General features: G+C 70.7%; 15 protein-coding genes. 8 read left to right on the top strand and 7 right to left on the bottom strand.

Features of this window, described 5'->3' with window-relative positions; all coding sequences use genetic code 11:
• Positions 1–114 precede the first annotated feature (114 nt).
• Together ACGFZQ_RS32580 and ACGFZQ_RS32585 are read left to right on the top strand one after the other, a co-directional pair.
• Positions 115–1485: a lectin gene (locus tag ACGFZQ_RS32580; protein WP_393843338.1), complete on the top strand. Its 1371-nt coding sequence runs from the start codon at positions 115–117 to the stop codon at positions 1483–1485.
• Positions 1486–1505: 20 nt separating this feature from the next.
• Positions 1506–3692, top strand: a complete 2187-nt coding sequence (locus ACGFZQ_RS32585) for an RICIN domain-containing protein (RefSeq protein WP_393843339.1) — start codon at positions 1506–1508, stop codon at positions 3690–3692.
• A gap of 62 nt (positions 3693–3754) precedes the next feature.
• On the opposite strand, the gene ACGFZQ_RS32590 is transcribed toward ACGFZQ_RS32585, so the two are convergent.
• The 4 genes from ACGFZQ_RS32590 to ACGFZQ_RS32605 all read right to left on the bottom strand — a co-directional run bounded on the left by ACGFZQ_RS32590 (position 3755) and on the right by ACGFZQ_RS32605 (position 7932).
• Positions 3755–5422 carry an MFS transporter gene (locus ACGFZQ_RS32590; protein ID WP_393843449.1) on the bottom strand — a complete coding sequence of 556 codons (1668 nt, stop codon included), beginning with the start codon at positions 5420–5422 and terminating at the stop codon, positions 3755–3757.
• Between the two features lie 116 nt (positions 5423–5538).
• Complete coding sequence (locus ACGFZQ_RS32595) at positions 5539–5994, bottom strand: MarR family winged helix-turn-helix transcriptional regulator (protein ID WP_393843340.1); 456 nt, start codon at positions 5992–5994, stop codon at positions 5539–5541.
• A 91-nt stretch (positions 5995–6085) separates the two neighbouring features.
• A complete protein-coding gene (locus ACGFZQ_RS32600; RefSeq protein WP_393843341.1) occupies positions 6086–7276 on the bottom strand; it encodes a glycoside hydrolase family 3 N-terminal domain-containing protein in 1191 nt (396 codons plus the stop codon).
• Between the two features lie 185 nt (positions 7277–7461).
• The gene (locus tag ACGFZQ_RS32605; RefSeq protein ID WP_351745724.1) at positions 7462–7932 is read right to left on the bottom strand and encodes an ATP-binding protein; all 471 of its coding nucleotides are present in this window, start codon (positions 7930–7932) and stop codon (positions 7462–7464) included.
• 145 nt (positions 7933–8077) lie between these two features.
• Here ACGFZQ_RS32605 and ACGFZQ_RS32610 point away from each other — a divergent pair, with 145 nt between their 5' ends.
• The 5 genes from ACGFZQ_RS32610 to ACGFZQ_RS32630 all read left to right on the top strand — a co-directional run bounded on the left by ACGFZQ_RS32610 (position 8078) and on the right by ACGFZQ_RS32630 (position 16122).
• Complete coding sequence (locus ACGFZQ_RS32610) at positions 8078–8443, top strand: STAS domain-containing protein (protein ID WP_393843342.1); 366 nt, start codon at positions 8078–8080, stop codon at positions 8441–8443.
• Positions 8444–8610: 167 nt separating this feature from the next.
• The gene (locus tag ACGFZQ_RS32615) at positions 8611–12885 is read left to right on the top strand and encodes a HAMP domain-containing protein (RefSeq protein WP_393843343.1); all 4275 of its coding nucleotides are present in this window, start codon (positions 8611–8613) and stop codon (positions 12883–12885) included.
• A gap of 131 nt (positions 12886–13016) precedes the next feature.
• Positions 13017–15479 carry a SpoIIE family protein phosphatase gene (locus ACGFZQ_RS32620; RefSeq protein ID WP_393843450.1) on the top strand — a complete coding sequence of 821 codons (2463 nt, stop codon included), beginning with the start codon at positions 13017–13019 and terminating at the stop codon, positions 15477–15479.
• Between the two features lie 83 nt (positions 15480–15562).
• On the top strand, positions 15563–15919 hold the full coding sequence (locus tag ACGFZQ_RS32625; protein ID WP_351745716.1) for a PRC-barrel domain-containing protein: 357 nt from the start codon (positions 15563–15565) through the stop codon (positions 15917–15919).
• Positions 15920–15951: 32 nt separating this feature from the next.
• Positions 15952–16122: a hypothetical protein gene (locus ACGFZQ_RS32630; protein ID WP_351745713.1), complete on the top strand. Its 171-nt coding sequence runs from the start codon at positions 15952–15954 to the stop codon at positions 16120–16122.
• A gap of 3 nt (positions 16123–16125) precedes the next feature.
• Here the strand turns inward: ACGFZQ_RS32630 and ACGFZQ_RS32635 are convergent, their stop codons facing one another.
• On the bottom strand, positions 16126–16461 hold the full coding sequence (locus tag ACGFZQ_RS32635) for an STAS domain-containing protein (RefSeq protein ID WP_393843344.1): 336 nt from the start codon (positions 16459–16461) through the stop codon (positions 16126–16128).
• A 279-nt stretch (positions 16462–16740) separates the two neighbouring features.
• A complete protein-coding gene (locus ACGFZQ_RS32640) occupies positions 16741–17175 on the bottom strand; it encodes a MarR family transcriptional regulator (RefSeq protein WP_351703529.1) in 435 nt (144 codons plus the stop codon).
• 202 nt (positions 17176–17377) lie between these two features.
• Between ACGFZQ_RS32640 and ACGFZQ_RS32645 the strand changes: the two genes are divergently transcribed.
• Positions 17378–18553, top strand: a complete 1176-nt coding sequence (locus ACGFZQ_RS32645) for a PP2C family protein-serine/threonine phosphatase (protein WP_393843345.1) — start codon at positions 17378–17380, stop codon at positions 18551–18553.
• A gap of 351 nt (positions 18554–18904) precedes the next feature.
• Here the strand turns inward: ACGFZQ_RS32645 and ACGFZQ_RS32650 are convergent, their stop codons facing one another.
• On the bottom strand, positions 18905–19411 hold the full coding sequence (locus tag ACGFZQ_RS32650) for a MarR family winged helix-turn-helix transcriptional regulator (RefSeq protein WP_393843346.1): 507 nt from the start codon (positions 19409–19411) through the stop codon (positions 18905–18907).
• Between the last annotated feature and the right edge of the window lie 145 nt (positions 19412–19556).

Here is a 19556-nt window from a genome sequence, read left to right on the forward strand (position 1 = left end):
CTTTAGTTTCACGCCTTAAACAAAGCCTCACGTGTGTAGCCAACACCCACCTGACCAACGGGTGTTGGGCCACACCGTGCTGCCACCCCCCGCGTGAAAGGCCACCCCCCGCATATGGCCAGACCTCTGCCCACGGCTGTCACGGCTGCCTCCATAGCCGCGCTGACCCTCTCCGCAGGCCTGCTCACCGCCGCTCCGGCGCAGGCCGCCACCGGCACCATCACCGGTCTCGCCGGCAAGTGCCTCGACGTCGCCGGCGCCAGCTCCGCCGACGGCACGGCCGTCCAGCTCTACGACTGCAACGGGACCTCTGCCCAGCAGTGGACCCGCGGCAGCGACGGCACCCTCCGCGCCCTCGGCAAGTGTCTCGACGTGACCGGCAATTCGACCGCCGACGGCGCCAAGCTGCAACTGTGGACCTGTAGCGGCGGCGCCAACCAGCAGTGGACCGTCTCGTCCGCGAACGACATCGTCAATCCGCAGGCGAACAAGTGCATGGATGTCACCGGCAACACCTCCGCCAACGGCACCCGGATACAGATCTGGACCTGCGCGGGCACCGCCAACCAGAAGTGGACCGCGCCCGCGGCCGACGGCGGCACCACCCCGTCCTCGCCGATGGCCGTGGCGCCGTACCTGTACAACGGCTGGGGCGACCCGCCGAGCCCGACCACGATCACCAACGCGACCGGCGTGAAGTACTACACGCTCGCGTTCGTCCTCAGCAACGGCTACTGCAACCCGCAGTGGGACGGCAGCCGGGCGCTGACCGGCGGGGTCGACCAGAGCACCATCAACACCGTGCGCGCCAACGGCGGTGACGTCATCCCGTCCTTCGGCGGCTACAGCGGCAACAAGCTGGAGAGCTCCTGCTCCAGCGCGGGCGAACTGGCGGCGGCCTACCAGAAGGTCATCAACGCCTACGGCGGTCTCAAGGCCATCGACATCGACCTCGAAGCCGACGCCTACAGCAACGGGACCGTGCAGCAGCGGACCGTGGACGCGCTGAAGACCGTGAAGGCCAACAACCCCGGCCTGAAGGTGTACATCACCATCGGCACCGGCCAGAGCGGCCCCGACACCAGCCTGATCAACCGGGCCGCGTCCTCCGGGCTGACCGTCGACGCCTGGGCCATCATGCCGTTCGACTTCGGCGGCGCGGGCCAGAACATGGGCAACCTCACCACCCAGGCGGCCGAGGGGCTCAAGAACGCGCTGAAGAACGCGTACGGCTACAGCGACGACACGGCCTACCGGGACATGGGCATCTCGTCCATGAACGGCATCACCGACAACAGCGAGACCGTGACGGTCGCCGACTTCCGGACCATCCTCGCCTACGCCCAGCAGCACCACCTGGCCCGGCTCACCTTCTGGTCCGCCAACCGCGACCGGCCCTGCACCGGCGGCTCCGCCGACAGCTGCTCGGGCGTGAGCCAGTCCAACTGGGACTACACGCGCGTCTTCGCCGGCTACACCGGCTGAACCCCCGAACAGGAGAACCAGTGCCCAGCCTTCCCCGGCGCCGCAGAGCAACGGCCGCCGCAGCGGTGGCCGTTGTCGCCGCCTCCCTGCTGACCGCGGCCGGCGCGGCCGCGCCCGCGTCCGCCGCCACGCTGCCCACCGGCAACGTCACCCTGCTCAACGCGGCGAGCGGCAAGTGCGTGGACGCCAAGGCGGCCGCCACCGCCGACGGCACCGTCGTCCAGCAGTACGCCTGCAACAACTCCACCGCCCAGCAGTGGAGTTTCACCACCACCAGCGACGGCTACGTCCGCATCAACAACGCCAACAACACCAACGAAGTCCTGGACGTCACCGGCGTCTCCACGGCCGACAGCGCGGCCGTGCAGCTGTGGACCTACGGCGGCGGCACCAACCAGCAGTGGCTGCCGGTGGACGACGGCGGCGGCGCCTACCACTTCGTCAACCGCAACAGCGGCAAGTGCCTGGACGACCCCGCTGCTTCCACCGCCGACAGCGTGCAGTTCGTGCAGTACACCTGCAACGGCACCGCCGCCCAGCGTTTCCAGGTCGTGCCCGTGGCTCAGACGAGCAACCCTGATCTGGGCTCCAACGTGGTGATCTTCGACCCGTCGATGTCCGCCTCGACCATCCAGAGCAAGCTGGACTCGATCTTCCAGCAGCAGCAGACCAACCAGTTCGGCTCCCAGCGCTACGCCGTGATGTTCAAGCCGGGCGCCTACAGCGCGGACGTCAACGTCGGCTTCTACACCCAGGTCCTCGGCCTCGGTCTGTCCCCGGACGCGGTCTCGGTCAACGGCGCGGTGCATGCCGAGGCCGACTGGTTCCAGGGCAACGCCACCCAGAACTTCTGGCGCGGCGCGGAGAACCTCTCCGTCAACCCGACGAGCGGCAGCGACCGTTGGGCGGTCTCGCAGGCGTCCGCCTACCGCCGGGTGCATCTGCGCGGCAACCTCGCCCTGGACGACGGCGGCTGGTCCAGCGGCGGCCTGATCGCCGACAGCCAGATCAACGGGCAGGTCAACTCCGGCAGCCAGCAGCAGTGGCTGACCCGCAACTCGCAGCTCGGCAGCTGGACCGGCTCCAACTGGAACATGGTCTTCGTGGGCAGCACGGGCGTGCCGTCCACCACCTTCCCCAGCCCGCCGGACACCACGGTCGCGCAGAGCCCGGTGACCCGTGAGAAGCCGTTCCTGTACGTCGACGGCTCCGGCAACTACCAGGTGTTCGTGCCGTCCGCACGGTCCAACACCAGCGGCACCAGCTGGAGTTCGGGTTCCGCCTCCGGTTCGTCGCTCTCGCTGGACAGCTTCTACATCGTGAAGCCGGGGGCCACCGCCTCCCAGATCAACTCGGCCCTGACGGCGGGCAAGAACCTCCTGGTCACCCCGGGTGTCTACCACCTCGACCAGACCCTGCAGATCAACCGCGCCGACACCGTCGTCCTCGGCCTCGGCCTCGCCACCTTCGTCCCGGACAACGGCGTCACCGCCATGAAGGTCGCGGACGTCGACGGCGTCCAGATCGCGGGCCTGCTCTTCGACGCCGGCACCACCAACTCGTCCACCCTGGTGGAGGTCGGCCCGAGCAACTCCTCGGCCTCGCACGCGGCCGACCCGACCTCGCTGCACGACGTGTACTTCCGGGTCGGCGGCGCGGGCGTCGGCAAGGCCACCACCAGCCTGGTCGTCAACAGCGACAACGTGATCGGCGACCACATGTGGATCTGGCGCGCCGACCACGGCAGCGGAGTCGGCTGGACCAGCAACACCGGCGACACCGGCCTGGTGGTCAACGGCGACAACGTGACGATGTACGGCCTGTTCGTCGAGCACTTCCAGAAGTACCAGACCATCTGGAACGGCAACGGCGGCCGGACGTACTTCTACCAGAACGAGATGCCGTACGACCCGCCCAACCAGGCGGCCTGGATGAACGGCTCGACCCAGGGCTACGCGGCCTACAAGGTCGCCGACTCGGTCACCAGCCACCAGGTGTACGGCCTCGGCAGCTACTGCTACTTCAACGTCAACCCCGCTGTGGTCGCGGCGCACGCCGTCGAGGCACCGAACAACTCGGGCGTCCGCTTCACCAGCATGGTGACGGTCTCCCTCGGTGGCACCGGCACCATCAGCCACGTCATCAACAACACGGGAGGCCCGTCGAACTCCTCGACCAACGTGGCGAACCTCGCCTCGTACCCGTGACCGTCGCTCTCTGAGCGGATCGCGGGTGCCCCGGCGGATCTCCGCCGGGGCACCCGTGTCTTTCAGGACGGAGCGTTGTGCCGGGGCTGTGCCGTCCGCGCCGGGGGCTGGTCCTTCGGCTCCTGAGGGTCCTGGAGGTCCTGGTCGGGCCGGTGGCTGCCGCGCAGGGCGGAGGCCACGGCGGAGACCAGGGCCATGCCCGCGGCCACCCCGAACACGATGGCCAGGCCGTGGTGGAACGGACCGGAGACCAGCTGCGGGAAGAAGGTGTGGCCGGTCAGGGCGGACCGCTGGGCGCTGGTCACATGGTCCAGGACGCCCTCGGAGGAGAGCAGGTGCTCGATCGGGTTGTTGCCGAGGAACGTCGCGAACAGGGTGCTCACCGGCGGCAGTGAGGCGGCGTGCGCGGCGGAGGCGGCCGGCACGCCGTGTGCCATGAGCCCGCTCTTCAGCGTGTCCGGGAGCGAGGAGGCGAGGCCGGAGACCATCAGCGAGAAGAAGACGCCGATGGACAGCGCCGTACCGGAGTTCTGGAAGGTCGAGCGCATGCCCGAGGCGACACCCCGGTACTCGGCCGGGACGCTGCCCATGATGGAGGACGTGTTGGGCGCCGAGAACATGCCCTGGCCCAGCCCGTTGAGCAGCAGCAGCGCCGCGAAGAGCCCGTAGTCGAAGTCGACGGGCAGCGCGAGCAGCCCCAGGAACGACAGCATGACGACGACCAGGCCGGCGGTGGAGAAGAACCGGGCGCCGAACCGGTCCGACAGATAGCCGGAGACCGGGCCCGCGACGAGGAACCCGAGCGTGAGCGGGAGCATGAAGATGCCGGCCCACAGCGGGGTGTCCTCGAAGTCGTAGCCGTGCAGCGGCAGCCAGATGCCCTGGAGCCAGATGATGAGCATGAACTGCAGGCCGCCGCGCGCGATCGCGGTCAGCAGGGCGGCCACGTTGCCCGCCGCGAACGCCCTGTTCTTGAAGAGCGTCAGGTTGAACATGGGCTCGGCGACCCGCGTCTCGATGACGCAGAAGGCCAGCAGCAGACCGACGCCGCCGATCAGGCCGGTCAGCACCCACGGGTTCCCCCAGCCGGTGGCGCTGTCACCGTACGGCTGGATCCCGTACGTGATCCCGGCCAGCAGGATGCCGGCGCCCGTCGCGAAGGTGATGTTGCCCAGCCAGTCGATCCGGCCGGGCCGGCCCGCGGAGGTCTCGCGCAGGCTCAGGTACGACCAGATGGTGCCGGTGATGCTGACCGGGACGCTCACCCAGAACACGGCACGCCAGTCGACGACGGCGAGCAGACCGCCCGCGAGCAGCCCGAGGAACTGGCCCGCCAGCGCGGTGATCTGGTTGATGCCGAGCGCCGTACCGCGCTGCCGGGCGGGGAAGGCGTCGGTGAGGATGGCGGCCGAGTTGGCGGTGAGCATGGACCCGCCGAAGGCCTGCACGATCCGCCACAGGATCAGCCACATCGCGCCCGCCCCCGCACGGAACGGATCGAGCGACAGCGCGACCGAGGCACAGGCGAAGATCAGGAAGCCGAGGTTGTAGATCTTCACCCGCCCGAACATGTCGCCGAGCCGCCCGAGCACGACCACCAGGACCGCGGAGACCAGCAGGTACCCCAGGATCATCCAGAGCAGATAGCCGATGTTGCCCGGCGCGAGCGGGTCGAGGCCGATGCCGCGGAAGATCGCCGGCAGCGAGATGATCACGATCGACGCGTCCATCGTGGCGATCAGCACGCCGAGGGTGGTGTTCGAGAGCGCGACCCATTTGTAGCCGGGCCCCGGAGGGGTGTCCTTGTGGCGGGCCGAGCGCAGGGAGCCGGGCCGCACGCGCGCGCTCACAGGTGTTCCGCCAGCCGGCCGAGGAGCGGTACGGCCGCCCCGAGGGTCGCGCGCTCCTCGGTGGAGAACGTGTCGAGGACGTTCGCGAGCCGCTGCACCGATTCGGAGCGCCGCTCGGCGAGCATGGCCCGCCCCTCCTCGGTGACGGCCGCGATGCTCCGCCGCCCGTCCGCGGCATCGGGGGTGCGGCGGACCAGGCCGCGCTGTTCGAGCTGGGCGAGGGTGGTCGCCATGGCCTGCGGCCGCACCCGCTCCATCTCGGCGAGCGCCGTGGGGGAGTCGGGTCCGTCGGCGGCCAGCCGGGCGAGCACGGACACGCCCGAGAGCGATACGTCGCCCACCGCGTGGGCCTGCCGCAGCCGCCGCGTCATACGGCCCACCGCGAGCCGGAGCTCGTAGGCGAGCTGGGAGGCGTCGCTCGGATCGTGTGTTCCGCCGGCATCGGAGGCCATGTCTGTCTTCACATGTACTAATACTAGGTTTATCAGTCTGGACTGCTCAACCAGCCATAAGTAAATATGTCTGGCCGTGTGGGGGCGGGTCTCAGCTGCAGGTGAGCCGGCCTGCCGTGGCCTTGGCCGTGAGGATGCGGTGCACGGAGGCCGCGACCGTGGCGCGGAAGGAGGCGCTCGTCGCCATCCGGGCCTGCACGCCCTGCACCATCGCCGGCACCGTCGACGCCTTGACCGTGAGGATCATGTCGCCGCCGGCGGTCAGGAAGTTCACCGCCCGCTGGGCCGGGGTGTAGGCGCGTACCGCGACCGCCTGGCCGATGTCGTCGGAGATGACGACTCCCTTGAAGCCGAACTTGGTGCGCAGCAGCGAGTTGATGACGGTCGGGGAGAACACGGCCAGATGCTTCGAGTCGATCTTGGTGTACTTCGCCGAGGAGACCATCACGAACGGCGTGCCGGCCGCGATCCCGCTGCGGAACGGCTGGAGGCTCGCGCTGGAGGCGGTGGTCACCGAGTCGACGACGTTCGCGGTGGTGTCGGTGTTGCCGGTGACCTGGCCCAGCCCGGGGAAGTGCTTGAAGGTGGTCATGACCCCGGCCGCGCGGAAGCCCGCGGCGAAGGCGCCGGTGCCCGAGGTCACCACGGCAGGAGTGTGGCCGTACTCGCGGTAGTAGCGCCCGATGGGAGCGTTGCGGGTGCCGAGGCTCGCGGGCACCACGTCGGCGACCGGGGCGAGATTGAGGTCGAGGCCCGCCGCCTTGAGCTGCTTGGCCCAGGTCCCGGCGCGGGAGCGCAGGGTCGCCGTGCTCCACGAGCCCTGGGTCAGGGCGTTGGGAATCACCGAGAAGCCCGGGCCGCTGAGGACCTGGACCTGTCCGCCTTCCTGGTCGGTGGAGACGAGCAGCCCGACCCGGTGGCCGGCGACCGTGTCCGCCTGTGCCCGCGCCCCGTCGACGACCTTCTTCGTCGCCGTGGTGCCGGCGGTGCTGCGGCCGGTCAGCATGACGGACCCGACATGGTACGTACGCAGGGTACGCAGGTCCGTGGTGCTGGGGCGGGCGGCGGCGATCCCGCCCATGAACAGCTGGCCGACCCGCTGCGCCTGGGTCATTCCCGTGTAGACCTTGTCGGCGCAGGTGGTGGCGGACACGCGGTGGGCTTCCTCCCCCGCGGCCGGGGCGCTGCACGCGCCGACGGCGAGCAGGGTGGTGGCGAGCCCGACGGCGGTGCGCCGGGCAGCGGGGCCGCGGCCCGCGGGCCGGCGGACAGGTGTCGCCATGATGCGCTCCTGACTCGTGAGAGGTGCAGGCCACGGGACCGGCGGGCCGACGCACGGCATCACACCCTGCGTGGCCGGAAGCCGCCCCAGCCGTTCACGTTACGCCGAACGGGTGCGGTGCGCGCTGTGGCCCGTCCGATGGCCGACGACTCCGCCGCCGGGACGATGACAGCGGCCGGTGGCCGTCAGCCGAACAACGCCAGCCGGGCGGTGACGCGCTTGCCCACGGGCTCCCGTCGTGCCTCGAAGCCCACCACCACCGCCAGCACGATCTCCAGGCCGTGCTGGCCCACCCGTCCGGCGTCGGTCGCCCGGGCCAGCGGAAGTGTCGGATCGGTGTCCCACACCTCGATCTCGATCGTGTCGTCGGCGACCCCCAGGCGCAGCAGCACCGGTCCCGGCGCGTACTTCAGCGCGTTGGTGACGAGTTCGCTGACCACCAGTTGCGCCAGCTCCAGGGTGCGGGCCGGCACCGGCAGACCCTGCCCGGACCCGGCGCGCGTCAGGAACCGCGATGTCTGGTTCCGCGCGTCGGCGATACAGCCGTCCGCCCCGTCCAGCGCGATGGCGGCATCGGCGGGTGCGGCGTCCGCCGTCCGGGAACACTCCTCGGGCGGGACGGACTCCCCGCCGGCGAACCGCGATACCCCGTTCATGGGCGCGCGTCTACCCGGCGATCCGCCGGGTTACTCCCGCGCCGCCCGGATTCGGATGCCCGTCCCGTGCATCGCACTCCGCATCCCTGGGCACGTTGGCTGCAGACAGGTGACGCGGCCCGGACCGAGGGTGCGGAGGACGCACGTGGCAGACGAGCGAAGCGCAAGGGATCACGGCGAGCTGTCGGTCACCCGGACCGACGTCGACGGCATCACCGTGCCCGGCCTCCGCGGCGAGATCGACTACGAGAGTGCGGGCGCCCTGACCCGGGCCATGCCGCCGACGGACCCCACCGCCGGCTCCCGGGTCGTCGTCGACCTGAGCGGAGTCACGTTCATGGATTCCAGCGGGATCAACGCCCTGATCGCCGCCCACCAGGCGACTCGGGCCGCGCAGGGATGGCCGCGTCTCGCGGGGGCCCGGGACTCCGTGCTGCGCACCGTACAGCTGGTGGGACTCGACACCCTCGCCACCTGCCACCCGACCGTGCGGGACGCCCTCGCGGCGTGATCGCGCCAGACTTTGGTTGTCGGCCGACAACTGAGTTAATCTGCGACCGATTTCCCATCGGGCGAGGCCGCCGAACGCGGAATCGCCGCTGCTGGGCGGAGCTCCACGGCTCCGGCGAGGTTCCGGGTCCTCGGGCGGGGACCCTGGGGAGCGGAACGAGGGTGTGCATGAGCGGCATGTCGATGGACGCCCAGGTCCAGGGGCCGGGCGAGCAGGAGTTGCGGCAGCTGCTGGCCGGCCTGACGGCCGTACGGGACGGTGACTTCGGCACCCGGCTGCCGTCCGACGGACAGGGCCTGCTCGGCGACATCGCCACGGTCTTCAACGGCATGGTCGACCAGCTGTCCCTGTTCACCTCCGAAGTGACGCGAGTGGCACGCGAGGTGGGCACCGAGGGCACGCTGGGCGGCCAGGCGCAGGTCCCCGGGGTCTCCGGCACCTGGGCGGACCTGACCGATTCGGTCAACGCCATGGCGGGCAACCTGACCACGCAGGTCCGCGACATCGCCCAGGTGGCCACGGCGGTGGCGAGAGGCGATCTGTCCCAGAAGATCGACGTGCCCGCGCGCGGGGAGATCCTTCAGCTGAAGGAGACCGTCAACACCATGGTCGACCAGCTCTCCGCTTTCGCCGACGAGGTCACCCGCGTCGCCCGCGAGGTGGGCAGCGAGGGCCGGCTGGGCGGCCAGGCGCAGGTTCCCGGAGTCGGCGGTGTCTGGCGGGACCTCACCGATTCGGTCAACTTCATGGCCGGCAACCTCACCTCCCAGGTCCGCAACGTCGCCCAGGTGACGACCGCGGTGGCGCAGGGCGATCTTTCACAGAAGATCACCGTCGATGCCCGCGGTGAGATCCTGGAGCTCAAGAACACCATCAACACGATGGTCGACCAGCTCTCCGCCTTCGCCGACGAAGTCACCCGCGTCGCCCGTGAAGTGGGCACCGAAGGCCGTCTCGGCGGCCAGGCGGACGTCAAGGGAGTCAAGGGCACCTGGCGCGACCTGACGGACTCCGTGAACTTCATGGGCGGCAACCTCACCTCCCAGGTCCGCAATGTCGCCCAGGTGGCCACCGCGGTGGCGCAGGGCGATCTTTCGCAGAAGATCACCGTCGATGCCCGCGGTGAGATCCTGGAGCTCAAGAACACCATCAACACGATGGTCGACCAGCTCTCCGCTTTCGCCGACGAAGTCACCCGCGTCGCCCGCGAGGTCGGCACCGAGGGCAACCTCGGCGGGCAGGCGATCGTGCCGGGCGTGTCCGGGACGTGGAAGGACCTCACGGACAACGTCAACGTGATGGCGTCCAATCTGACCGGGCAGGTCCGGTCGATCGCCCAGGTCGCCACGGCCGTCGCGCGCGGCGACCTCTCGCAGAAGATCACCGTGGAGGCCAAGGGCGAGGTCGCCGCGCTGGCGGACGTCATCAACACCATGGTCGACACGCTGTCGGCGTTCGCCGACGAGGTCACCCGGGTGGCGCGCGAGGTGGGCACCGAGGGGCGCCTCGGCGGTCAGGCCCATGTGCCGAACGTGGCCGGGACCTGGAAGGACCTGACGGACAACGTCAACTCCATGGCCAACAACCTCACCGGGCAGGTGCGCAACATCGCCCTGGTGACGACCGCGGTGGCGGGCGGCGACCTGTCGAAGAAGATCGACGTGGACGCCCGGGGCGAGATCCTGGAGCTGAAGACCACCATCAACACGATGGTCGACCAGCTGTCGTCGTTCGCCGCCGAGGTCACCCGCGTCGCCCGCGAGGTCGGCAGCGAGGGCCGGCTGGGCGGCCAGGCCGAGGTGGAGGGCGTCGAGGGCACCTGGAAGCGGCTGACGGAGAACGTCAACGAGCTGGCCGGGAACCTCACCCGGCAGGTGCGGGCGATCGCCGAGGTCACGAGCGCCGTCGCGGAGGGCGACCTGACCCGCTCCATCACCGTGGTGGCGTCGGGCGAGGTCGCCGACCTCAAGGACAACATCAACTCCATGGTGGAGTCCCTGCGCGAGACCACCCGGGCCAACCAGGAACAGGACTGGCTCAAGACCAACCTCGCCCGTATCTCCGGCCTGATGCAGGGCCACCGCGACCTGCCCGTGGTCGCCGAGCTGATCATGGACGAGCTCACCCCGCTGGCGGCCGCCCAGTACGGCGCCTTCTACCTGGCCGAGGACACCGAGCGCGGCCATGAACTGCGCCTGGTGGGCTCGTACGGCTATCCGGACGACACGGAGCGGCCCACCCGGATCCCGGTCGGCCGTTCCCTGGTCGGGCAGGCCGCACGCAACCGGCGTGTCATCACCGTCGAGGAACTGCCCGAGGGCTACGTCACCATCTCCTCCGGACTCGGGCAGGCGGTGCCCACTGCCCTGGTCGTGCTGCCCATCGTGGTCGAGGAGCAGGTCCTCGGCGTGATCGAACTGGCCTCGCTGACCCGCTTCACCCAGATCCACCAGGACTTCCTCACCCAGCTGATGCCGACCATCGGCGTCAACCTCAACACCATCGTGGCCAACGCCCGCACCGACGAGCTGCTCGGAGAGTCCCAGCGGCTGACCTCCGAACTGCAGGCCAGGTCGGAGGAGTTGCAGGTGCAGCAGGACGAACTGCAGCGCTCCAACGCCGAGCTGGAGGAGAAGGCGTCCCTGCTGGCCTCCCAGAACCGTGACATCGAGGCGAAGAACCTCCAGATCGAGCAGGCGCGGCAGGAACTGGAGACCCGGGCGCAGCAGCTGGCGCTGGCCTCCAAGTACAAGTCGGAGTTCCTGGCCAACATGAGCCACGAACTGCGCACCCCGCTCAACAGCCTCCTGATCCTGGCCCAGTTGCTGGCACAGAACCCCTCGCGCAACCTCACCCCGAAGCAGGTCGAGTACGCGGGCATCATCCACTCGGCGGGCTCGGACCTGCTGCAGCTGATCAACGACATCCTCGACCTCTCCAAGGTGGAGGCCGGCAAGATGGACGTGGCTCCCGAGCGGGTCCCGCTGCGCCAGCTCCTGGAGTACGTCGAGGCGACCTTCCGGCCGATGACGACCCAGAAGAGCCTCGAGTTCACGGTGGCCACCGCGCCCGGCACGCCCGCCGATCTGCTCACCGACGACTCCCGGCTGCGCCAGATCCTGCGCAACCTGCTGTCCAACGCGGTGAAGTTCACCGAGCAGGGCGGCGTCCAGCTGCGGATCGAACCGGCCGCCGACCGGGAGGTGCCGCCGGGTGTCCTGCGCGGTGGTCCGGTGGTGGCCTTCCGGGTCGTCGACACCGGCATCGGCATCCCTCACCAGCAGCTGGAGACGATCTTCGGCGCCTTCCAGCAGGCCGACGGGACCACCAGCCGCAAGTACGGCGGCACCGGTCTCGGCCTGTCCATCACCCGGGAGATCGCCCATCTGCTCGGCGGCGCCGTCACCGTCGACAGCACCCCCGGCCAGGGCAGCACGTTCACGCTGTACCTGCCCGTCGCGCGCGCCGACTTCGAGGAGCTGCTGGAAACCGGCGGCCGGCCGGCGGAGCAGCCCCGCGCCGTCGCTCCCTCGGAGCCGGCACCGGCGCCCCGGCCGCCCTCCGCTCCCGTGCCGGTCCCCGAGCACCGCAGGCGCCGTCTCCTGGTGATCGAGGAACGCCCGCGCGGTCTGCTCACCCTGGTCGCCGAGCGGGCCGTGGCGGACCTCGCGCACGACCCAGGCGATCCGCACGGCGCGATCGACCTCATCACCGCTGTAGGGGCGCAGGAGGCGGCCAGCACGCTGGCGGCCGAACCCTGCCACTGCGTCGTCCTGGAACTGGGCATGCCCGGCAAGGAGGGCGCGGACTTCCTGGAGGCCATGCGCGGCGACTCCGCGCTGGCCAGCGTGCCCGTCCTGGTGCACACCGGGCATCGGGTGGATCTGGCGCAGGAGCAGGCGCTGCGTGCCCTCGCGGGCGGCCGGCCGCTCGACTTCCTGTCCAGTCTGGACGAGTTGCGCGAGCGCATCACCCTGCACCTGTCCGCCGAACAGCCCGGTGACGTGCTGCCGCTGGTGCGCGCCGAGGAGCCGCACCGCCCGGCCGCGCAGGTGGTGGACGACTCCTTCCTCGGCCGGACGGTCCTGGTGGTCGACGACGACGCACGCAACCTCTTCGCCCTCAGCGGAGTGCTGGAACTGCACGGCTTCCAGGTCCTGCACGCCGACAACGGCCGCAAGGGCATCGAGATGCTGCTCGCCCACCCGGACGTCTGCCTGGTGCTGATGGACGTGATGATGCCGGAGATGGACGGCTACTCCGCCACCGCGGAGATCCGCGCCATGCCCCAGTACGCGGAGCTGCCCATCATCGCCGTCACCGCCAAGGCGATGCCGGGCGACCAGGAGAAAAGCCTCGCCTCGGGGGCCAACGACTACATCACCAAGCCCGTCGACACGAACGACCTCATCGCCCGCGTCCGTCGCCGGCTGGCCGTGTGACAAACCGCCACCGCCACTGCGTCCACCCGCCGGCCGCGTAGCGCCCCGGGGCGTCCCAGCCGAGAAACAGGCCCACCGTGAGTGATCTCCGTCCATCGCCCGAACCTCCCCGACCCCCCGGATCCGACGACCTGGGGGGCGGACCACGCACGCCGGAAGGCATCGGCCCGGCGGGCATCGAGCCGCCCGGTGCCGTCGGCAGCACACGGGGAGCCGGCACCGGTGAACCGGACGAGCCCGGCCGGCCGTCCCCCCTCGGCAGGCTGGCGGCGACCGTGGAGCGGCTGCGCCGCGAGGTGCGGGCGGCGCATGCCGAGGCCGACGGGCGTGCCCTGATCGAGCTGGCCAAGGGCATCCTGGTCGAACGGCTGGGCTGTGGCCCGGCGCAGGCGGCCCGGCAGCTGGCCCAGCTCGCCGAGCAGGCAGCGGTGACACCGCTGGAGTTCGCGGTCGATGTCATCAACCAGGCCGCACGGGACCGGTTGTCGGAGGTGACCGCCGCCTTCTTCGCGGCCACCGCGGCCCGTACCGAGGACGCCGACTCGGCGGACAGCCACTCCTCCGCCGTACGGCTGCGGGCCGCCGAGAGCGGTGCGCTGGCCGCCCATGACACCCAGGCCGTGGCCGAGTCCCTGCTGGAGCATGCGCTGACTCCCCTGGGCGCGGAGGCGGTCGCCATCTGGGCACTGGGCGCCGACGGCTCGCTCACCCTGGCGGGCCACGCCGGATTCTCCGCCGCCGAGGCCGGGCGCTGGCGGCATGTGCCGCCGGGGGTGGCGACGGTGGGCCGCCGCGGCCTCGCCGAACGCTCGGGGCACTGGATCCGCAGCCTGGCCGAGACCGGGCTGCCCTCCATCGGCCAGCACCACCATTCCGAGGGCGGCCGGGTCGCCGTGGCGGCCGGTACCGGCGGGCGTATCCACGGCGTACTGGAGATCGTCTGGCCCGCGCCGCTGGACACCCCTCCGGCGCCGGTCGTCCGGCAGATCGAGGCGCTGGCCGAACTGTGCGCGCACACCCTGGACACCGGATCCCCGGACCAGGCCCACGGTGACACCGGCCGGCCCGTCCTTCCCGGCGTCACCGAACTGATGGACCTGGCCGACGGACTCCACGATCCCGCCCTGGTGCTCATGCCGTATCTGGACGCCGGCGGGGGCCTCGTCGACTTCCGCATCCACCACGCCAACGCCGGCTTCCTGGACCCCGGCGGCAGGCCTCGGGCCGTCATCAACGGCGCCCTGCTGCTGGAGACCTATCCGATGGCCGCCGGCGACAGCGAGCTCTTCGAGCGGATCGAACGCGTCTACGCCACAGGTGAGCCCTACCGCGCCCACCGCATGCGGCTCACCGCCCTGGTCGACGACGTCCCCCTGGCGGCGGTCGCCGACATCAACATCAGCCGGCACGGCGGCTGCGTCCTGCTCATCTGGCGCATCGAGGACGAGGCGGCCCGCCTGGCGAGCCTGCTCCAGCACGCGCAGCGCCTGGGCCGTATCGGCGGCTTCGAGGAGAACCTCCTCACCGGCGAGATCACCTGGAACGGCCAGCTGTACCACCTCTACGGCAAGCCCGCCGCCGGCGCCGCGGTGCCGCTGGAGGACCTGCCCGCCCATGCCCACCCCGACGACGCCGTCACCATCGGCCGCTTCCTGCGCACCCTGCTGCACCACCGGCGGCCCGCCTCCACGGCCTTCCGCCTCCAGCGCCCCGACGGGGTCACCCGCCATATCCGGGTGGTGGCCGAACCGGTCCTCGACTCCGGCGGGCAGCTGTACGTCGTACGCGGCGCCTACCAGGACATCTCCGCACACCACTGGACCGAGGTCGCTCTCGCCGCGACCCGCGACCAGCTCGCCCACACCGAGCAGCAGGCCAGCGAACGCGACCGGCTCACCCTCCAGCTCCAGCACGCCATCATGCCGCCGGCCCATGCCCCGCTGGAGGTCCCGGGGCTGGACCTGGCGGTGCGGTACCGGCCCGCGGAGACCCAGCACCTGGTCGGCGGCGACTGGTACGACGCGGTCGTGCTGCCGTCCCGGCTGGTGCTGGTGTGCGTGGGCGACGTCGCCGGACACGGCATCGAGGCGGCCACCAGCATGGTCGTCCTGCGCAACGCGCTGCGCGGGCTCGCCGTGACCGGCGCCGGACCGGGGCAGTTGCTGTCCTGGCTGAACATGGTGACCCATCACCTGACCGGTTCCGTCACCGCCACCGCGGTGTGCGGTCTCTACGACCCCGACCGCCACACCCTGCGCTGGGCGCGGGCCGGCCATCTGCCGCCCGTGCTGGTCCGTGCCGGTGAGGCGGAGCCGCTGCCCCTGGTCAAGGGGCTGTTGCTGGGTGCCGTGCCCGAGGCCGAGTACCAGGAGCACGAGGTGCAACTCGCCGTCGACGACACCTTGCTGATGTACACCGACGGCTTGATCGAGCGCCGTGACCGGTCCGTGGAGGAGTCCCTGGCGCAGATGTTGAGGACCGCGCGCACGGTTCCGTCCACCCTGGAGCAGCAGTTGGACCGCCTGCTGACCCACAGCAGATCCGACACCGACGACGACACCTGCCTCGTGGGCATCCGCGTGGCGGCGGGCTGACGACCCGCCGGGCTCGCGGCGGCCAGGTCGGCCGACGGCGTCAACCGTGCGATCAGGGGTACCCGTCCCCACGGAGGTGTCCGATGTTCGAAGCAGGCGATATCCGAGAGTGGCGCGGTCACGACGTGGTCGACGCCTCCGGGCACAAGGTCGGCGTCCTGGAATCGGTCTACGTCGACACCGCGACCGACCAGCCCTGCTACGCCACCGTGACGGTCGGTCTGCCCACCCGCCGCCGTCTGGTGTTCGTTCCGCTCGCGAACGCGACCGTCGGTCCGGGCTATCTGAAGGTCGCCCACGACAAGGACACGGTCAAGAAGGCCCCCGCGATCGACACGGACGGCGAGCTGCCGGCCGCGCAGGAGCCCGCGGTCTTCGCGCACTACGCACTCGACTACGCCCCGGGCGCCGGCGGTGAGCGCCGCCTCGCCCGCCGCTGACCCACCGGAGCCGACGGCCGACAGGAGAGCCGATGAGCCTGTTCCTGCTTCTGATCCTCGTGGCCCTCGTCCTGGGCATCATCGGGTTCGCCGCTCACGGACTGTTCTACCTGCTGGTCATCGGTGCGGTGGTGCTTCTCGCCGACCTCGTCTACGCGGCGGTCAGACTGCGGCACGCGGGACGGCACCGGGTGGCCCGCTGACCGTCACCCGCCGGTCTCGGTGATGGTGAACAGCCGGATGGCGCCGGTGATCGTCAGGAGTCGGCTGACGGCCGGCCGCAGGGGGCCGATCAGCACCAGGTCGCGCCCGGTGGCCCGATGGCGGAGACGGGCCTCGACGAGGGCGTTGAGGAGCATGCTGTCGGCGAAGGTGACCTGCGTCAGGTCGACCGCCGTCACGGGCATGGCCGCACGATCGGCCGCCTCCCAGGCCTGTTCGAAGCCTTCGGCGTCGGCGTAGTCGACCTGGCCGCGCACGGTGATCACGAAGGTCTGCTCGCCGCGGTCGATATGCACTCTCAGTTCGGGAGCCGCGGGCATCGCGCCATCCTCGTGTCAACGTTCAGCCTCGGGATTCACGAGACCTGTCGCACAGTTCGCACAGTTACCGCGCATCGCATCAATACAGGGGTACTCGGACTAGGCGAGAGCGGCACCAAGGACTGTTGTCGTTTGACAATAATAGCCGTGAGGCAACAGAGTAGCCGAGTCGGACGTACACGGGGAAGGACCTGGAATGTTCCGGTGGACAGGGACCGCCCCTGGCGCCGGTCGCCATCGTCACGGAGCGGTGGTGGCCCCGGTGCCGTGAAGGGTTGTTCAGGCGGTCCGGCTGTCGGACTCGGGGGCCTCGTCGGGTATCTGCGTCGCCGCGGTGGCGCAGAACGCCTCGAGCCCCTCCAGGAGGGCGACACGCTTGGCGGCGGGCATGTCCGCCAGCACCTTCTGCAGCTCGCTCTCCCGGCGGGCACGCAGATCGGCCAGGAAGGAGCGGCCCCGCCCGCTGAGATGCAGCCGTACCTCGCGTCGGTCCTCCGCACCCACCATGCGCTCGATGAATCCCGCGGCCTGTAGCCGGTCGCACAGTCGGCTCGTGGACGGAGGGGTGGAGGCCAGGGATTCGGCGAGAGTGCGCAGGTTGATGCCGTCGTGGTGCTCCAGGATGTGCAGCACCCGCAACTGCGAGGCAGAGGTAGGCGCGGTCGAGGCACGGCCCCACACAACTTCCAGCAGCTCAACGGCCTTGGTGGTCACGCGTGCGACCTCGTCGGGCTCTGGGCGGCGGCGGAAGGCAGTCACGATCACACTCTCGCAGGCACTGGGGCACCTTTCAGCCTACTAGGAGCCCCAGCCCCCACGGACCCCCCTCGGAACGACCGACGCGGCTCTTCGCGAAGCCCCGCCCACTCGGCCGGGCCCGCACGTTGCCGGGAGAAATAATGGTGCATTCCTCATCGTGAACAGATTCCAGACCGCTGAGCGCGCCGTGCGCACAGCGGCTCCCCACGAGTTGCTCGACGCCGTCCGCGTCGTGCTGACCGAGCTGTACGGCGCGGAGGCCGTCGAGCTCTTCATGGCCGACTACGGCCTGACAGCACTGCAGCCGGTGTCGGTACGGCCGCACAACCTGGTGCCGGTGCCGGTGCACGGCAGCCCGGCCGGGCGGGCCTTCGGTTCGCAGGAGCCCTACTGCGAAGAGGGCCAGGACCGGCGGATGCGCGTCCACCTGCCGGTCAGTGTGCGCGGCGACCGGCTCGGCGTGCTGTCCGTGACGCTGCCCGGCGGTGACGCGGCCCGCGGGTGTGTGTCCGAACTGGCCGAGATCGCCGAGGTGCTGGCGCATGAGGTGCTCGTGGCCGAGCGCGACACGGACCTGTATCTCCAGGCCCGGCGCAAGGACCGGCTGACCCTGGCGGCCGAGATGCAGTGGCAGTTGCTCCCCGGTCGCTCCTGCACGCGGCCCGAGTACGACCTGGGCGGTCAGCTGGAGCCCGCCTACGCCGTCTTCGGCGACAACTTCGACTGGTCCGCCACCGCCGACCGTCTGATGCTGTACGTCACGAACGGCATGGGCGAGGGCATAGCGGCGGCTCTGCTGACCAGCCTCGCCATCAACGCCCTGCGCAACGCGCGCCGCGCCGGAATCTCCATCGCCGACCAGGCGGCCCTGGCCGACCAGGCCGTCTACGCCCATTACCGAGGACGCCGGTATCTGTCCGTCCTCATGTTCGACTTCGACCTGGACACCGGGCGGGTGAGCGTCGTGGACGCGGGCTCCCCACAGCTCCTGCGGCTGCGTGGCGGCACCGTCGAACGTGTCCCCTTCGAGGCGCAACTGCCCCTGGGCATGTTCGAGGAGACGGACTACGTGGCACAGGAGTTCGAGGTCGAGCCCGGAGACCGGCTCGTCTTCGTCAGCGACGGCGTCCACGCGGTGCACTCCCCGAAGGGCGAGGCATACGGGGATCGGGCGCTCGCCCGGGCCATCCACTCCACCCGGCTGCTGCCCGCCGCCGAGGTACCCCGCGCCATCCTGCGCGAACTGGCAGGTCACCGGGGTGAAGCCGTCATGGCCGAGGACGACGCCCTGGCCGTCTGTCTGGACTGGCGCGGACGCCCCCGCCCGTCCTGACCCGGGACGCGGGTCTCCCTCCGCTCCGCTGCCGCGCGAACGCCCAGGGGGACCGGCCGGTGGCGCACGGCCCGCTGTGCCGAGCGGGGCGGCCGCCCGGCCCTCGGCCGTGCGGTTCGGGCCCCTGGGCCGGACCGTCGCGGTAGCGCCGGCACGACACGTCGAAAAGGCGCTGCCGCGACAGGTGCCGGTGCGCTTCTGCCGACGGGGATCCGGCCGCGTGCGGGCGCGCCCTTCGACCCTCTCGGCAGCGCGCACCCGCCGCCCGACGCGGCCCGCCCGACGCGACCCGTCCGCACGGCCGACGCCACCCGTCCGCTGTCCCGGCCGGGGGCGACGCGCCGGGCCCGGTCAGGGACCGCTGCCGTGACGATCGTGCGCTCCGCGCTCCTGAGCGGCGGCCAGAAAGCCCTGGAGCCCGTGCCCGAGAGCCTCCCGCTCGGCCGGCTCCATGGCCCCGAACACGACGGCCAGGGCGCGCGCTCTGCGTACGGCGACCTCGTCCAGGATCCGGTGGCCCTGCCCTGTCAGGAGCAGCCGTACTTCGCGCCGTTTGTGCGGATGCGGCACGCGCTCCAGCAGACCGGCCGCTTCCAGCCGGTCGCACAAACGGCTGGCGGTCGGCAGCCCGATCTTCATGCCGACCGCCAAGGCGGTGAGGTTGAGGCCTGGCTCATCCTCCAGAATCCGCAGGGCCCGCAGCTGGTGCGGCGACAGGCGCAGGTTCGCGCTCTGTGCGGCCTCCGACCACAGGTGGGTCAGACGGTCCACGGCGTCGGCCAGCGTAGGGGAGAGGGAGACGGGGCCGTCGCGCGGTCCGCCTGGTCGTTCGTCCCTGGAGCCACTCAGACCGGTCACGGAGGCATCGCTTTCAGAATCCCGCTGCCATTGCAGGTATCACCTATGCAAACGCCGTACCCGAAGAGCCGCCGGGCAAGCACCCTCAGCCGGGCCAGTCGGTCCGATGCCGGCCGCTGTAGAGTGAAACCGCCCTTGACCTGCA

Source organism: Streptomyces sp. NPDC048254, assembly GCF_043201895.1.
Classification (GTDB): Bacteria; Actinomycetota; Actinomycetes; order Streptomycetales; family Streptomycetaceae; genus Streptomyces.

What these genes read in the sequence shown, in the direction of transcription:
- ACGFZQ_RS32580 (WP_393843338.1), top strand. Translation starts at nt 115, where the DNA reads ATGGCCAGACCTCTGCCCACGGCTGTCACGGCTGCCTCCATAGCCGCG.
- ACGFZQ_RS32590 (WP_393843449.1), bottom strand. Translation starts at nt 5,422, where the DNA reads ATGGACGCGTCGATCGTGATCATCTCGCTGCCGGCGATCTTCCGCGGC.
- ACGFZQ_RS32595 (WP_393843340.1), bottom strand. Translation starts at nt 5,994, where the DNA reads ATGGCCTCCGATGCCGGCGGAACACACGATCCGAGCGACGCCTCCCAG.
- ACGFZQ_RS32600 (WP_393843341.1), bottom strand. Translation starts at nt 7,276, where the DNA reads ATGGCGACACCTGTCCGCCGGCCCGCGGGCCGCGGCCCCGCTGCCCGG.
- ACGFZQ_RS32605 (WP_351745724.1), bottom strand. Translation starts at nt 7,932, where the DNA reads ATGAACGGGGTATCGCGGTTCGCCGGCGGGGAGTCCGTCCCGCCCGAG.
- ACGFZQ_RS32615 (WP_393843343.1), top strand. Translation starts at nt 8,611, where the DNA reads ATGAGCGGCATGTCGATGGACGCCCAGGTCCAGGGGCCGGGCGAGCAG.
- ACGFZQ_RS32625 (WP_351745716.1), top strand. Translation starts at nt 15,563, where the DNA reads ATGTTCGAAGCAGGCGATATCCGAGAGTGGCGCGGTCACGACGTGGTC.
- ACGFZQ_RS32630 (WP_351745713.1), top strand. Translation starts at nt 15,952, where the DNA reads ATGAGCCTGTTCCTGCTTCTGATCCTCGTGGCCCTCGTCCTGGGCATC.
- ACGFZQ_RS32635 (WP_393843344.1), bottom strand. Translation starts at nt 16,461, where the DNA reads ATGCCCGCGGCTCCCGAACTGAGAGTGCATATCGACCGCGGCGAGCAG.